The organism is Roseovarius tolerans, from assembly GCF_900109855.1.
Classification (GTDB): Bacteria; Pseudomonadota; Alphaproteobacteria; order Rhodobacterales; family Rhodobacteraceae; genus Roseovarius; species Roseovarius tolerans.
Genome location: NZ_FOBO01000018.1, coordinates 29,650 through 43,692, shown reverse-complemented (window position 1 = coordinate 43,692; position 14,043 = coordinate 29,650). Strand labels below are relative to the sequence as shown.

Here is a 14,043-nt window from a genome sequence, read left to right as displayed (position 1 = left end):
ATCAGCCCTGTAGCATCGGATCGAGCTTTCCCGCGCGTTCCAGCGCATAAAGCTCGTCGCAGCCGCCGACATGCGTCTCACCGATGAAGATCTGCGGCACGGTGTGGCGGCCATTGGCGCGGCTCATCATCTCGGTCTTGCGCTTGGGCTGAGCGAGCACGTTGATCTCGGAGAAGTTGACGCCCTTCTGTTTCAGCAGGCGTTTGGCCGCATGGCAAAAGCCGCAGAGCGGCGAGGAGTAGATTTCGACGGGTTGCATGCGCGGTTTCCTGTTCTGTTTGACAGGAACCTAAGCATCCTTGGCGACGCGTGCCAGTGTCAGAATACACACATCCTGCGCGCCAGCGGCATATGCGGCCTGCGCGCATGCCGAGAGCGTTGCACCGGAAGTCATCACATCATCGACGATCAGCACCGGGCGATCTGTGATCAGCGGGCCGCGCGCCGGGTTAATGCGGATCGCGTCGCTGAGCATGGCGTGGCGGGCGGCTCGGTCGAGTCCGTTGAGGCTCTGTGTGCGCTTGGAGCGATGCAAGAGGTCCAGACAATGAGGTTGACCGATCTCGTGGGCCAATGCCTGCACGAGCAGCGCCGACTGATTATAGCGACGGCGGAGCATTCGGGTCCAGTGCAGCGGCACCGGCGCAAGCAGGGTGTCGGGTTGCAAGAGCGGCGCAGCAGCACGCGCGAGCCATTTCGCCGCCGGGCGGATGACATCATGCCGGTCACCATGCTTGAGCGCAAGAACGAGGCGGCGACCGTTCTCGTGATATCGCAGCGCCGAGCGCCCGCGCGACCAGGGCCGGGCATTGACTAGGCATTCATCACAGAACTCGGCCTGCGCGCCCGACTCGCCCGGCAGCGGCACGCCGCAGGCGTCGCAGACCAGACCGGAAACGAACGGGGTGTCGCGCCAGCAGGGACCACAAAGGCCGAAATCGCTATCGACAGTGGTGCCACAGAGCGTACAACGCGACGGATAGATCAACCGGACCGCTGTTTGAAATGCCGCTCTGTGCACCCTAATCTCCTTGCCATGACCCAGACACCGCTCACCGACCGAACCGCCCTTTTCCGCAACCGACTGCGCGCGGCGCGCGCGCCTGTGCTGTTCCTGCACGAAGTGGCGGCGGATGAGATCGAGGATCGTCTGGCGGTGGTTAACAAATCCTTTACCGCGCCCGCGGTGGTGACGGGTTTTCCCGAATTCTGGCAGGCGCGCTTGCCGCAGGCGCGGGTGGTCGCAGATGACGAGACGCTGGCGCTGGAGCCGGGCGCGCATGATCTGGTAATCCATACGATGAGTCTGCATTGGGCAAGCGACCCGGTGGGGCAGCTCATTCAGATGCGGCGCGCGTTGCGGCCTGATGGGCTGATGCTGGGGGCGCTTCTGGGCGGCGGCACGTTGCAGGAGTTACGTGCGGCGTTGGCGCAAGCGGAGGCCGATGTCACCGGGGGCCTTTCGCCGCGTATTCTGCCGATGGGGGAAATCCGCGATCTCGGCGCGCTGTTGCAGCGGGCGGGCTATACCCTGCCGGTGGCGGACCGGCTGCCGCTGAGCGTCGAGTATCGCGATCCCTGGCACCTGATGCACGACCTGCGCGCCATGGGCGAGGCCAACGCGATGAGCACTAGACCCAGGCGCATGATGCGGCGCGCGGTCCTGAATCGGGCCTGCGACATATACGCGCGTGAATTCGGGAAGGGCACAGGCAGCATTCCCGCGACCTTCGAGATGATTTTCCTGACAGGCTGGTCGCCTGACGAAAGCCAGCCACAACCCTTGCGCCCCGGATCGGCCAAGGCACGGCTGGCGGACGCGCTCGGCTCAGAGGAAAAACCTCTGAAAGATTGACCTTGCGGCGCTAACCTATATGTCACCCCTGACCCGAGACTGACAGGATTGACCAAAGCCATGCTCGACGCCAGCCGTGACGCCGCACGCCCCGCCCACGCCCCCGCCGATCATCCCAAGGTGCCGAGGGCCAAGACCGGCGTGCTGCTGGCCAATCTCGGGACGCCGGATCATTACAGCTATTGGCCGATGCGCCGCTATCTCAACGAGTTCCTCTCGGACCGGCGGGTGATCGACTACAGCCCTTGGAAATGGCAGCCGCTGTTGCAGCTCATCATCCTGACCAAGCGACCGTTTACGAGCGGCGAGGCGTATAAATCCATCTGGAACGAAGACAAGGGCGAAAGCCCCCTGATGACCATCACCCGCGATCAGACCGCCAAGATGGCCAAGGCGATGGAAGAGCGCTACGGCGATCAGGTGATGGTAGATTTCTGCATGCGCTACGGCAATCCGTCCACGAAATCTAAGGTGAGGGCGATGGTCGAGGCGGGCTGCACGCGCATCCTGTTCTTTCCGCTCTATCCACATTACGCTGGCGCCACCTCAGCCACCGCGAATGACCAGTTCTTTCGCGCGCTGATGGACGAAACATGGCAGCCGATTGCCCGCGTGGTGGAGCCCTATTTCGAAAACCCGCTCTACATCGAGGCCCTCGCCGAATCGGTCGAGCGCGCCTACGCCGATATCGACAAGCGGCCCGAGATCCTCGTCGTGTCCTATCACGGCATGCCGAAGCGCTATCTGATGCAGGGTGACCCGTATCATTGCCATTGCCAGAAAACCACGCGCCTGCTCAAGGAGAGGCTGGGCTGGGAGGATACCGAGATCACCACCACGTTCCAGTCGGTCTTCGGCCCCGAGGAGTGGCTCAAGCCCTACACTGTCGACGAAGTGGCGCGGTTGGCGCGCGAGGATGGCAAGAAACGCATCGCGGTGATGGCTCCGGCCTTTTCTGCCGACTGCATCGAGACGCTGGAAGAGATCAACGAGGAAATCCGGGAAAGCTTTGAGGAGGCCGGTGGTGAGGAATTCACCTATATCCCATGCCTGAATGATGACGATGCGCATATCAAGGCGCTGTCTTCGATCGTCGAGAGCAACCTCATGGGTTGGCTCGACTGAGGCACCTCAACGCGAGACACTGAACGAAAAAAGGCAGCGGGTCCCGCTGCCCTTTCTCTTTGGATCTGTAATCCGATCAGTCGGCTGCAACTGCGGCAGCGACGATCGCCAGAATAACCAGCGGAACCCAGACGGCGGCTGCCGAAGAGCTTGCGTTGGTTTCTTCAACGATGACCGGAGCCTCAATAACGGGCTCGGACAGGTTGCCGGCAAAACCGGTCGAAGCAGCAGCAGACAGAGCGGCCGCGAGAACGATTTTCTTCATAATTATCCTCCAGATACAGGTGTGACGCTGCAACAGCGCAGCAACAGGCACCCAAGATTTACCTCGTAGCTTTTTCTAAGCAGTAAAATGTCAGGAATGCAAACGTATCTTGAGGCCTTGACGGCATCTCCGGTCGCTTTTTCGTCAAATAAGCAACACTTGAGTGCCGACTTTGGTCAAAGCGAAGAGTTGCGCGATATGTTCGTTATAGAGTCCAACACAACCGTTCGACGAGCGCCTCCCAATCTTGCGCGTGTCATGCGTGCCGTGAATACGGTAATAGGTCCAGCTGAGATAGAGCGCGTGGGTGCCAAGCGGGTTATCCGGGCCGGGGCCGACATAGGGTGGCCATTCGGGATTACGCTTTAGCATCGAAGGGGTCGGGCGCCAGCTTGGCCCTTCAACCTTGCGCACTACGGAAGTACGACCCCGGCGTGTGAGGTCCTCGGTCAGCGGCACAGAGGAGGGGTAGAGTTTGTAAACGCTTTGATCCTCGCTCCAGAAATGCACCGCACGCGAATCGATATCGACAAGGATTGCTCCGTTGCGCAGGTTCGAGAAATAAGGCTGCCAATCCAGTTTGCGGAAGGCCGAAATATTGCGGCGCACAGTGGTGGTGACGTCGCGTTCATTCTCGACCGTATCTGGGCCATCCACACCCTGAGCGATCGCAGACGCGCCGACCATCGCGCAGCTTCCGGCCAGAAAGGCCCGGCGGTTCCACGTGTCCCGGATATCAGAGGTCATCTTTGGGTCTCCACACATACCTGTCTGATCAGACTTTAATATATGGCGTAAAGGCCGCAGTCGCAATTCAAACCGCCCTTGGGCCGCACGGTTCCGCCGATGCGCGTTTGAACTGCATCGCAAGGCGGGCTAAAGCGAGTTGTAGAACAAGAAAGATTGGTTTGACATCATGGCGCGTCTCTTGATCCTTTGTCTGTCGGCTTTGTTGGCATTGTCGGCCTGTGCCGCACCACCACCGCCATCACCGCAGATTGGAGCGGATGGCAAACCGTTGCCGCGGGTCTATCCCATTCGCACAGGTCAGGAACGCGAGATCAGATTCCGCATGCTGGATTCGGTGAACTCTCTGCGTCAGGCCGCCGGGGCCGGGCCGCTTATCCTCGACGAAAAGCTGACTGCGGCGGCCGCCACCCATTCACGCGACATGTCTGTGCAGAACCGGCCATGGCATTTCGGCTCTGACGGGTCGTCGCCAGTCGATCGCATCCGACGGGTCGGATACGAGGGTGAACTGGTGGGCGAGACCATATCCGAGACTTATGAGACGGAACTCGAAACCCTAGCTGCCTGGATGCAGGAAGAGACCACGAAACGCGTGATCCTCAACCCCGAAGCCGAGCGTATGGGCTTTGACTGGCTGCAAGAGCCAGGTGGCAAAATCTGGTGGACGATGATCCTCGGCTCTTGATCACGCATTCAGCGTGATCGGCGTGCCATTGCGAATCATGGCATAAGCATCTTCCATCTCGCGATTCTTGACCGAGATGCAGCCCGCTGTCCAATCCGGGCTAAGGAACGCGAGCGCGTTCGGCTCACCATGGATAAAGATGTCACCCCCTGGCGACTTTCCAAGCACCTTGGCGAAGGCGATATCGGCCTCGTTGGGGTATGAAATCCCGAGCGACAAGTGAAACGAGCTATTAGGATTACGCCGATCGATCAGGTATTCGCCCTCAGGCGTTCGGCCATCTCCCTCGAACTGTTTGTGCCCCTCGGGAGCAAAGCCCAAGTCGACTTTGTAGCGCTTAAGCACCTTGCGGTGGTGCAGGAGGAACATGTCGCGCTCGCCCTTGTTGACGATCACGCGGGTCACTTCGGGGCCGTAATAGCTGCGGAACTTAGATTTTTGCGCACATCCCGCAAGGGCGGCTGCCCCTGCAAGCAATGCAAAACGTCGTGTGAATATCATGCCTGTCACCGTCTACTGCCCGGTTGTTTTGCAGGTGTTTTACTACGGTTCTGCAGGCTCAGGGTAGCGGTTTTTTCACGAATTATGTCTTGGTCAAGGTAAACCCGGCAACCAGTTCGACATGGGCTGACCAGCGGAACTGATCAACCACGCGCACTGGCCCCATGACGTAGCCCTGTGGCAGCAGATGCCGCGCATCGCGGGCGAAGGTGACCGGGTTACAGGATACATAGGCCAAGCGCGGCAACCGCGCCCGCGCGATCTCTGCGATCTGCGCCTCGGATCCGGCGCGCGGAGGGTCGATCACCGCCCCGTCAAAGCAGGCCAACTCATCCGGCAGGAGCGGGCGGCGAAAGAGATCTCGCGCCTCGGTGGTGACGGGTTTGAGCCCCTGCGAGTGCCGCCAGCCCGCGTCGAGCGCCTCGGTCATGGCGGCATCGCCCTCAACGGCATGAACGGGCGCGCGACGCGCCAGCGGCAGCGCAAAGGTACCGCATCCGGCAAAGAGATCGACGATGCAGGACGCGTCCCGCAAAATAGACTCTGTTTCAGCCAAAAGGGCGGCTTCGCCCTCTGCCGTGGCTTGCAGAAAGGCCCCCGGCGGTGGCGTCACGACGGCCGGGCCGAAATGCTGCTGTGGCGGGCGACGGGTGACCACCATCTCACCATCCCAGGCCAGCCGCGCAAGGTCATGCTTCTCCGAAAGCCCTGCCAGCATGATGCGTAGCGGACCATCAAGGAGCTTTCCACCGCGCACCGCAACATCAAGACCCCCGAGCGAGAGCGTGACACTCACCGCGAGCGCGGCCTTGCGGCTTGTGCCTTCGATGGCCAAATCCTCGGCCAACGGCAGGGCCGCCATCAGATCGGGATGCAGCAGGTGGCAGTCAGGAATTTCGATGATCGTGTCGCTGCCGCGAGCGTGAAAGCCCGCCATCGCGCCCTTTTTCGTGCGCCGTGCGGCCAGCACCGCACGGCGGCGGGAATTCGGGGGTGAGGTATGAACAGGCCCGATCTCGGCAAAAATACCATGAGCGGCGAGTGCGGCCTCGACGACCTTGCGTTTCCACCGGGCAGTGAAATCATCCGAGGCGTGCTGCAACTGACAGCCGCCACAGGATTTGAAATGCCGACAAGGCGGGGTCACGCGATCGGGCGAGGGGGTGATGATGCGGATATCACACAGGGCTTGGCCGTCGGGCGTGCCGGTGACGTCCTCACCCGGCAGGGTGAGCGGTGCGAAAAGCGGACCCTCGGCGATCCCGTCACCCTGATGACCGAGGCGGGTGATGTGGTGGGTCGTCACAACAGATCCTCCCGACCGAGCCTGAAACCCGAGGCGATCCAGCGATTCTCCAGATCTTGCAGCTTTTGGCCGAGAGCGGGGCCGGTGTAATCCGGCATGAGATCGGCAGACTTGACCGGAAACGCGGCACTAGCACCGCGTTCGAGATCGTCCGGCGCGTTCGGATCAAGCGGAGCATCGAGAAGGGCAGCGCGCAGGAGCAGCATATCCATACCATCCGTCGCGCCGCAACGATAGCCAATCTCGGCGAGCGGCATGGTGGCGGACGCGCCGTCGCGCAAGAGCGCGAGCCGCTTGGTCTCGGCGCGCGACAGGCGCAGGCGGTCGGGGATATCCTCTCCGCCCAGTGCAGCAAGACGGCGCAGGGCGTTTGGGGCCGTGTTTGTCTCTGACTCGAGATGCACAAGCGGCACGAGCCCCCGCGCATCCGCCCCCGGCAGGATCGCGGTCAGCACGCCGGTCATCTGCATCGCGGCAACCGACGGCGCGGGATCGGGCGCGGCAAGCAGTTTGCGCATCTCGGCCCCGACCCGCTCGCGCGAGAGCCCGGCCAGACCATCAAGGTGGGCTGCGCAAGCGGCAAGTGCGTCGGGGTCAAGGCCCGCCTCGGCGTCACCATAGCAGGCATGAAAGCGGAAAAAGCGGAGGATACGCAGATAATCTTCCTTGATCCGCGTTGCTTCATTGCCGATGAAGCGCACGCGCCGTGCGGTCAGATCGTCAATGCCGCCCAAAGGGTCGATCACCGAGCCGTCGGGGCGCGCATAGAGCGCATTCATGGTGAAATCGCGGCGGCGGGCATCGGCGTGAAGATCGGTGCCAAAGACCACCTGCGCATGTCGCCCGAAGGTATCCACGTCCTCGCGGAATGTGGTGACCTCATGCGGCTTACCGCCCGAAACCACGGTGATGGTACCGTGGTCGATCCCGGTGGGCACAGGTTTCAGCCCGGCATCGGTGGCCAGCCGGATCACATCCGGCGGCAACGCGTCGGTGGCGATGTCGATATCGCCAACCGGCACGCGCAAAAGTGCGTTACGCACGCAGCCGCCAACGAACAACGCCTGATGCCCGGCCTCAGTCAGTGCGGCACAGACCGACTGCGTGACAGGTGCTGTGATCCAATCGCCAGAAACCTTCATCGCGGTTCCACCATCTCAGCCATGTTGCGCAAAATACGCGCGGTGGCACCCCAGATATAATAAGGGCCGAACGGCACTGCATAATAGTGCCGCCAATCCCCGCGCCAACGGCGTTTCTCGACCCTAAACCTGCTTAACGCCAATAAGTGCGCGAGCGGTACCTCGAACACTTCCTCGACCTCTCCGACCTCTGGCACAGGCGTGAAGGGTACGGAGATCCGGGCCAGAACCGGGGTCACGTCAAAGCCGGTCACCGTCTCGTGCCGGGGCAGAAAGCCGAGCGTTTCAACATCGGCCGGATCGAGGCCGATTTCCTCTTGCGCCTCACGCAGGGCGGTGGCGGTGATATCAGGATCGCCCGCATCCTGCTTGCCACCGGGAAAGGCGATCTGTCCGGGGTGATGCTTGAGCGCGGAGGACCGCTTGGTCAGGATCACACGCGGCGCGCCCCCGCTGCAAAGCACCGGCACGAGCACCCCCGCCGCGCGCAGCTTGCGCCCCGGCGGCAGGCTCACCTCGGGGTTCAAGTCATAATCCGACGATCCTGCGCGCACCGCTCCAAGCGCCGCGAGAATCGGTTCGAGCGGATCACGCACCGTCATCGGACCCTTTTGGCGCGTCGAACCCGAGGGTTTCCGGATTGAGCCGGTAATGCGCGCCGCAGAACTGGCAATCGGCGGTCACAATGCCGTCTTCGGTGGTCATCTTTTCAATGTCCTTGGCCGAATAGATCGACAGGCTGTTTCGGACCCGTTCCTCAGAACAAGTACAGCCAAAGCGCACTGGCTGCAGGTCGAAGACGCGCGGGGCCTCTTCGTGAAACAGCCGCACAAGAAGATCCGTGGGTGCCACAGACGGCCCGATCAGCTCGAGATCCTCAACCGTGTCGAGCAGCATGTTGGCCCGGTTCCAGTTCTCGGCATCATCACCATCGACGATATCACGTGCCTGCAAGAGTCCCTCATCCCCCGATCCACCGCCACTGGCAAAGGGCGAGGCCTTGGGCATGTGTTGCAGCATAACACCACCGGCACGCCAATGCTCCACCCCGCCCGTTTCGTGCGATCTACCGAAGCTGAGGGAAAAGCGCGTGGGCAATTGTTCGGATTGGGCGAAATAGGCCTCGGCGCAGTTGCGCAACGCATTTCCGGCGATCGGGGTGATGCCTTGATAGGGTGTCGTGCCCTGGCCCTGATCGAGCAGCACGGCAAAATATCCCTCTCCCAACTGCCCAAACGGCGGACCATCATCAAGGCGGTCGGGATCAAAGCTGGCATAGGCGCGCATGCGCGCCGATTCGCCCTCGTCGGTGGGACCGTAATAATCAGTGGCGATCATCCGCACCGCACCCTTGGTCTGGACCTGAAGCGACAGCTTCCAGCGCAGCTTGATCGTCTGACCGATGAGGGCCGTCAAAAGCGCCATTTCGGCGATCAGCGCCTCGACCTGCGGGGGATAATTATGTTGTTTCAGGATACCATCAAGCACCCCGTCAAGCCGCGCCACGCGGCCCCGGATATCGGCGTGATCAAGCTGGAACGGCAGGATCGTATCGTCCCAGGCGATTTTCTGTCCAAGAGTCATGGGGTTTCCTTATGCGCCTTGGTTCGGCATATCGCGTGTATGTAGGCAGGACAAGACGGGGCACCAAGGGGGCACGCCATGATCCGGAGATTCGGCGAAGCACCGCGCCAAGATGTGCGTTATCGGTTGCGCCCCGGGGTCTATGCGATCCTGCCGCAGGGGCGGCATCTGCTGGTCACGCATCAGGCAGAGCCGGTACCGGAACTGCAACTGCCAGGCGGCGGCATCGACCCAGGCGAGCATCCACTGCGTGCGCTGCACCGAGAAGTTTATGAAGAAACCGGTTGGATCATCGCAGGGCCAAGACGGATCGGGGCATTTCGGCGGTTTACGTACATGCCGGAATACGGGTTCTGGGCTGAAAAGCTGTGCATGATTTACCGTGCCGATCCGGTGCGTGCCCTCGGCGCGGCGACAGAGCCCGGGCATCGCGCGGTCTGGGTCACGCCGGATCAGGCCGCAATGCGGCTTGGCAATTCAGGGGACCGGCATTTCGTCAGCCGGGCATTGGGTCTGGTCTGAATTCCAGCAGGACAGCAGAAATATCATCCTGAAAATCCGCGTCCCCGGCGAAATCCGACAGTCTCCAGATCAATGATTCCAGAAAGGCCCGACCGCGCGTCTGGCGCAGATCTCGCAGGATGCGGGAAAGCCCGTCCTCATCAAGCAGCGCGCCGTCGCGCGCCGCGCATTCGGTAACGCCGTCGGAATGGATCAAGAGCCTGTCGCCCGGGGCCATCGTGACCTCGAATTGTTGGAGCTCGGCGGCGTCGATCAAGCCAACGGGCAGTCCCCCCTGGCCGATAAATTCCACCGCACCCGTCGCGCGCTGCAACGCCGGATAGGGATGACCGGCCTGTGCGATGATGACCTGACCACTCTGCAGATCGACATCGGCAAGCGCGATGGTGAAGTAATGTTCAGTCTCCATCTCGGACATGATGACGCGGTTGAGCATGGCAATCGCCTCGGCAGGGGGGCGGGGGGCAAAGCCACCGACACGCGTTTTCTGCAAGGCAAGGTTCTGTTCGGGCACCGAGGATGACAGATACCCGGCCAGCCGCGCCGTCATCAGAGCGGAACTGATACCATGCCCGGACACATCGATGCCATAGAGACCGATCCGGCCCTCGGAAATCGGGAACATGCCCACCAGATCGCCACCTACATGCCCCGCCGATTGCAAAAGCAACGAGACCTCGGCGGTGCCGAAATCGCGATAGCGTTCGCTGACCAGCGATTGCTGCAGCTTCTTGGCCTCTATCAGGTCGCTGTCGAGCGAATCATAGAGCGATTGCAATTCATCGAGCGTGGAGGTGATCAGACGGTTCTTCTCGGTCAACTCCCTTTCCATCTGCAGGATGCGCGCCCCGGCGGCAATTCGGGCGCGCAATTCGGCGGCGTTGACCGGCTTGGTCAGGAAATCATCGGCCCCGGCATCGAGGCCAAGCGCCACCTCGTCCTTGTCACTCTTGGACGTCAGAAGGATGAAATAACCGTAAGTGTCGCGCGGCATGTCACGGAACGCACGACAGAACTCTAGCCCGGTCATGCCGGGCATCATCCAGTCACTAAGTACCAGATCAGGCGCGTAATCAGCACATATCCCAAGCGCATCATCACCAGACTCCGCCTCGCGGACATCAAAACCCCATCGTGTGAGCGACGCCGTCAGGATACGACGCTGTGCCCGGCTGTCATCGACAACCAGAACACGGCGGATGACATCATCACCCGCATCCACCCGTCCACTTTCTGGTCTTTGGGCACGCACCGATCATTCCCTTGGTCTGTTCATCCTTGCGATAGCGCCTGCCGCCTTAACGCGGGGTGAATGCTAAAATTTCACGGATATCAGCAAGGTCATTAACGATTTCTAAGGGTTTGGAGACCAGCCTGGTCCTGTCGAAGGAGGGAGGAACATGATCGTTTGGGACCGCGTTCGAAACCTCAGGGATGAGATTGGCGCGGACGCGTTCGAAGAGGTCGTCGATTTGTTTCTCGAAGAGGTCCAGACGGAAATTGACAGGTTGCGCGCGCCACGCGAGGCACTCGACATCGAAGGGCAGTTGCATTTCCTCAAGGGCAGCGCACTCAATCTCGGGTTTATCGCGTTTTCGGACCTGTGCCATGTGGGTGAGGCAGCCGCGGCGGCAGGACAAGGCGGGCGCGTTGATCTGACGGAAATTCTGTGCTGTTTCGAGCAGTCCAAGGCAGCGTTTCTCGCCGGGCTCACAGCAGCGGTAATGGCCGCCTAGATCAAGAACTCCGCCAACACCTCATCGCGGGTGATGTCGCGGTAATCAAACCCGGCATCGTCCAGCTTGCGCTGGATATGAACGAAATTTTCGGGTCGCGTCGTTTCGATCCCAATTAGGACGGAGCCGAAATTGCGTGCCGATTTCTTGAGATATTCAAACCGGGCGATATCGTCCTCCGGTCCGAGGATATCAAGGAAGTCACGCAACGCCCCGGGTCGCTGTGGCATTCGCAGGATAAAGTATTTTTTGACCCCCGAGTAGCGCTGCGCGCGCTCCTTGACCTCGGGCAGGCGTTCGAAATCGAAATTGCCACCCGAGGTGACGCAAACCACGGTCTTGCCCCGGATCGCGTCACCCATATCCTTGAGCGCGTCAACGGCGAGCGCGCCCGCCGGTTCCAGCACGATGCCCTCGATGTTGAGCATTTCCAGCATCGTGGTGCACAGCCGGTCCTCGTCGATCACGCGGGCCTGGGCCGGATCAAGATCGGCAAGGCGCGCAAAGGTGCGCGCACCGATCTGCGCCACGGCGGCGCCGTCGGCGAAATTCTCGACATGGCGCAGGCGCACCGGTTTCCCGGCGGCAAGGGCCGCCGCAAGGCAGGCCCCACCCGCGGGCTCGACCAGTGTCAGGTTAACGGCATCGCCCATGTAGCTGCGCACCCCGGCAGATAGGCCGCCGCCGCCCACCGGCAGGATCAGGTGATCGGGCATGCCGCCCAATTGCGCCTCGATCTCAACCGCGACGCTGGCCTGCCCCTCAATCACGTCCTCGTCGTCAAACGGCGACAGGAAATGCCCGCCAACCTCGGCACAATAGGCTTGGGCGGCATGCAACGTATCGTCGAAATAATCGCCGGTCAGGCGGATCGACACGGCATCCCCACCGAATTTCTCGGTCTTGCCGATCTTTTGCTGCGGTGTCGTCACCGGCATGAAGATCACGCCCTTCACCCCGAAATGCCGGCACATAAAGGCCACGCCCTGGGCGTGATTGCCGGCACTGGCGCAGACGAATTGCGTGGTTTCGGGCCGCGACGCCAGAGCCTTGCGCATGGCGTTGAACGCGCCGCGCAGCTTGTAGGAGCGCACCGGGCTAAGGTCCTCGCGCTTGAGCAGGATCTCGGCCCCGTGACGTTCCGACAGGTGATCGTTGCGTTGCAGCGGCGTCGGCTCGAACACGGCGCGCATGGCGACCTCGGCGGTGCGGGCGTTATCCTGAAACTCGGTCATCCCGTTTCAGTGCCGCAATCGGGGCGTGCTGGCAAGGGGCGCACCTTGCCCCGGCACGGAAAACCGGCTAAGCGCGCTGCGATATCCGCGAGAGAGGGGAAACACATGTCCGCGCCCAAGAAAGTTGTTCTGGCCTATTCCGGGGGTCTCGATACCTCGATCATCCTGAAATGGCTACAGACCGAATATGACTGCGAGGTGGTGACGTTTACCGCCGATCTGGGGCAGGGCGAGGAACTGGAACCGGCGCGGGAAAAGGCGAAACTGCTCGGGATCAAAGAGGAAAACATCTATATTGAGGATGTGCGCGAGGAATTCGTGCGCGATTTCGTATTTCCGATGTTCCGCGCCAATGCGCTCTATGAGGGGCTCTATCTGCTGGGCACCTCGATTGCCCGGCCGCTGATTTCCAAGCGTCTGGTCGAGATCGCCGCCGAAACCGGGGCGGATGCCGTGGCGCATGGCGCGACCGGCAAGGGCAACGATCAGGTGCGGTTCGAGCTGGCGGCCTATGCGCTCAACCCCGATATCAAAGTGATCGCGCCCTGGCGCGAATGGGATCTGACCAGCCGTACGCGACTGCTTGAGTTTGCGGAGAAGAACCAGATCCCGATCGCCAAGGACAAGCGTGGTGAAGCGCCGTTCTCGGTCGATGCGAACCTGTTGCACACCTCAAGCGAGGGCAAGGTGCTGGAAGACCCGGCAGAACCCGCGCCCGACTATGTCTATCAGCGCACTGTCAGCCCCGAGGCGGCCCCCGATACCCCCGAATTCATCGAGGTGACGTTCGACAAGGGTGACGCGGCGGCGATCAATGGCAAGGTGATGAGCCCGGCCACGATCCTCACAAAGCTCAACGAATTGGGCGGCAAGCACGGCATTGGGCGGCTCGACTTCGTGGAAAACCGGTTCGTGGGCATGAAGTCACGCGGTATTTACGAGACCCCTGGCGGCACTGTCCTTCTCGAGGCGCATCGCGGGATCGAGCAGATCACGCTCGACAGCGGTGCGGGGCATCTCAAGGATTCGCTGATGCCGCGCTATGCGGAGCTGATTTACAACGGCTTCTGGTTCAGCCCGGAACGCGAGATGTTGCAGGCGGCCATCGACAAGAGCCAAGAACATGTCAGCGGCACGGTGCGGCTCAAGCTCTACAAGGGGGCGGCGACGACCGTCGGGCGCTGGTCCGATCACAGCCTCTATTCCGAGGCGCATGTGACCTTTGAGGAGGATGCCGGGGCCTATGATCAGAAGGACGCGGCAGGTTTCATTCAACTGAACGCCCTGCGTCTGAAGCTGCTCGCGGCGCGGAACCGGCGCCTGAAGGGTTAAGCCCT

General features: G+C 61.5%; 17 protein-coding genes. 6 read left to right on the top strand and 11 right to left on the bottom strand.

Going from position 1 to position 14,043, the window contains the following annotated elements:
• Window position 1 precedes the first annotated feature (1 nt).
• Window positions 2–259, bottom strand: coding sequence for a glutaredoxin 3 (gene grxC / locus BMX04_RS15670; protein ID WP_050663807.1), 258 nt, complete (start codon window positions 257–259; stop codon window positions 2–4).
• Between the two features lie 30 nt (window positions 260–289).
• Window positions 290–988: a ComF family protein gene (locus BMX04_RS15665; RefSeq protein ID WP_083398212.1), complete on the bottom strand. Its 699-nt coding sequence runs from the start codon at window positions 986–988 to the stop codon at window positions 290–292.
• Between the two features lie 48 nt (window positions 989–1,036).
• Between BMX04_RS15665 and BMX04_RS15660 the strand changes: the two genes are divergently transcribed.
• Together BMX04_RS15660 and hemH are read left to right on the top strand one after the other, a co-directional pair.
• Window positions 1,037–1,855, top strand: a complete 819-nt coding sequence (locus BMX04_RS15660) for a methyltransferase domain-containing protein (RefSeq protein WP_074787835.1) — start codon at window positions 1,037–1,039, stop codon at window positions 1,853–1,855.
• A 60-nt stretch (window positions 1,856–1,915) separates the two neighbouring features.
• Window positions 1,916–2,980: a ferrochelatase gene (gene hemH / locus BMX04_RS15655; RefSeq protein WP_074787834.1), complete on the top strand. Its 1,065-nt coding sequence runs from the start codon at window positions 1,916–1,918 to the stop codon at window positions 2,978–2,980.
• A gap of 76 nt (window positions 2,981–3,056) precedes the next feature.
• On the opposite strand, the gene BMX04_RS15650 is transcribed toward hemH, so the two are convergent.
• Complete coding sequence (locus BMX04_RS15650) at window positions 3,057–3,245, bottom strand: hypothetical protein (RefSeq protein ID WP_074787833.1); 189 nt, start codon at window positions 3,243–3,245, stop codon at window positions 3,057–3,059.
• A gap of 144 nt (window positions 3,246–3,389) precedes the next feature.
• The gene (locus BMX04_RS15645) at window positions 3,390–3,992 is read right to left on the bottom strand and encodes a L,D-transpeptidase (RefSeq protein WP_074787832.1); all 603 of its coding nucleotides are present in this window, start codon (window positions 3,990–3,992) and stop codon (window positions 3,390–3,392) included.
• 169 nt (window positions 3,993–4,161) lie between these two features.
• Between BMX04_RS15645 and dalA the strand changes: the two genes are divergently transcribed.
• The gene (gene dalA, locus BMX04_RS15640; RefSeq protein WP_074787831.1) at window positions 4,162–4,680 is read left to right on the top strand and encodes a divisome-associated lipoprotein DalA; all 519 of its coding nucleotides are present in this window, start codon (window positions 4,162–4,164) and stop codon (window positions 4,678–4,680) included.
• Here the strand turns inward: dalA and BMX04_RS15635 are convergent, their stop codons facing one another.
• The 5 genes from BMX04_RS15635 to hslO all read right to left on the bottom strand — a co-directional run bounded on the left by BMX04_RS15635 (window position 4,681) and on the right by hslO (window position 9,213).
• A complete protein-coding gene (locus BMX04_RS15635; protein WP_074787830.1) occupies window positions 4,681–5,181 on the bottom strand; it encodes a L,D-transpeptidase family protein in 501 nt (166 codons plus the stop codon). It lies immediately after the preceding gene.
• 82 nt (window positions 5,182–5,263) lie between these two features.
• Entirely contained in the window at window positions 5,264–6,487 is a 1,224-nt protein-coding gene (locus BMX04_RS15630; protein ID WP_074787829.1) for a class I SAM-dependent RNA methyltransferase, read from the bottom strand.
• Entirely contained in the window at window positions 6,484–7,629 is a 1,146-nt protein-coding gene (locus tag BMX04_RS15625; RefSeq protein ID WP_074787828.1) for a CCA tRNA nucleotidyltransferase, read from the bottom strand. The genes BMX04_RS15630 and BMX04_RS15625 overlap by 4 nt, the downstream gene beginning before the upstream one ends.
• A complete protein-coding gene (locus BMX04_RS15620; RefSeq protein WP_074787827.1) occupies window positions 7,626–8,231 on the bottom strand; it encodes a CoA pyrophosphatase in 606 nt (201 codons plus the stop codon). The genes BMX04_RS15625 and BMX04_RS15620 overlap by 4 nt, the downstream gene beginning before the upstream one ends.
• The gene (gene hslO, locus BMX04_RS15615; RefSeq protein WP_074787826.1) at window positions 8,218–9,213 is read right to left on the bottom strand and encodes an Hsp33 family molecular chaperone HslO; all 996 of its coding nucleotides are present in this window, start codon (window positions 9,211–9,213) and stop codon (window positions 8,218–8,220) included. Before hslO ends, BMX04_RS15620 begins: the two co-directional genes overlap by 14 nt.
• Window positions 9,214–9,291: 78 nt before the next feature.
• Here hslO and BMX04_RS15610 point away from each other — a divergent pair, with 78 nt between their 5' ends.
• Entirely contained in the window at window positions 9,292–9,735 is a 444-nt protein-coding gene (locus BMX04_RS15610; RefSeq protein ID WP_074787825.1) for an NUDIX domain-containing protein, read from the top strand.
• Here BMX04_RS15610 and BMX04_RS15605 read toward each other — a convergent pair.
• Complete coding sequence (locus BMX04_RS15605) at window positions 9,710–10,987, bottom strand: PP2C family protein-serine/threonine phosphatase (RefSeq protein WP_244888570.1); 1,278 nt, start codon at window positions 10,985–10,987, stop codon at window positions 9,710–9,712. The two genes, BMX04_RS15610 and BMX04_RS15605, sit on opposite strands and share 26 nt — an antisense overlap.
• Before the next feature lie 148 nt (window positions 10,988–11,135).
• Between BMX04_RS15605 and BMX04_RS15600 the strand changes: the two genes are divergently transcribed.
• Window positions 11,136–11,471: an Hpt domain-containing protein gene (locus tag BMX04_RS15600; RefSeq protein WP_074787824.1), complete on the top strand. Its 336-nt coding sequence runs from the start codon at window positions 11,136–11,138 to the stop codon at window positions 11,469–11,471.
• On the opposite strand, the gene ilvA is transcribed toward BMX04_RS15600, so the two are convergent.
• Window positions 11,468–12,706: a threonine ammonia-lyase IlvA gene (gene ilvA, locus BMX04_RS15595; protein ID WP_074787823.1), complete on the bottom strand. Its 1,239-nt coding sequence runs from the start codon at window positions 12,704–12,706 to the stop codon at window positions 11,468–11,470. The genes BMX04_RS15600 and ilvA overlap by 4 nt on opposite strands.
• A 105-nt stretch (window positions 12,707–12,811) precedes the next feature.
• Between ilvA and BMX04_RS15590 the strand changes: the two genes are divergently transcribed.
• On the top strand, window positions 12,812–14,038 hold the full coding sequence (locus BMX04_RS15590) for an argininosuccinate synthase (RefSeq protein WP_074787822.1): 1,227 nt from the start codon (window positions 12,812–12,814) through the stop codon (window positions 14,036–14,038).
• Window positions 14,039–14,043: the final 5 nt, after the last annotated feature.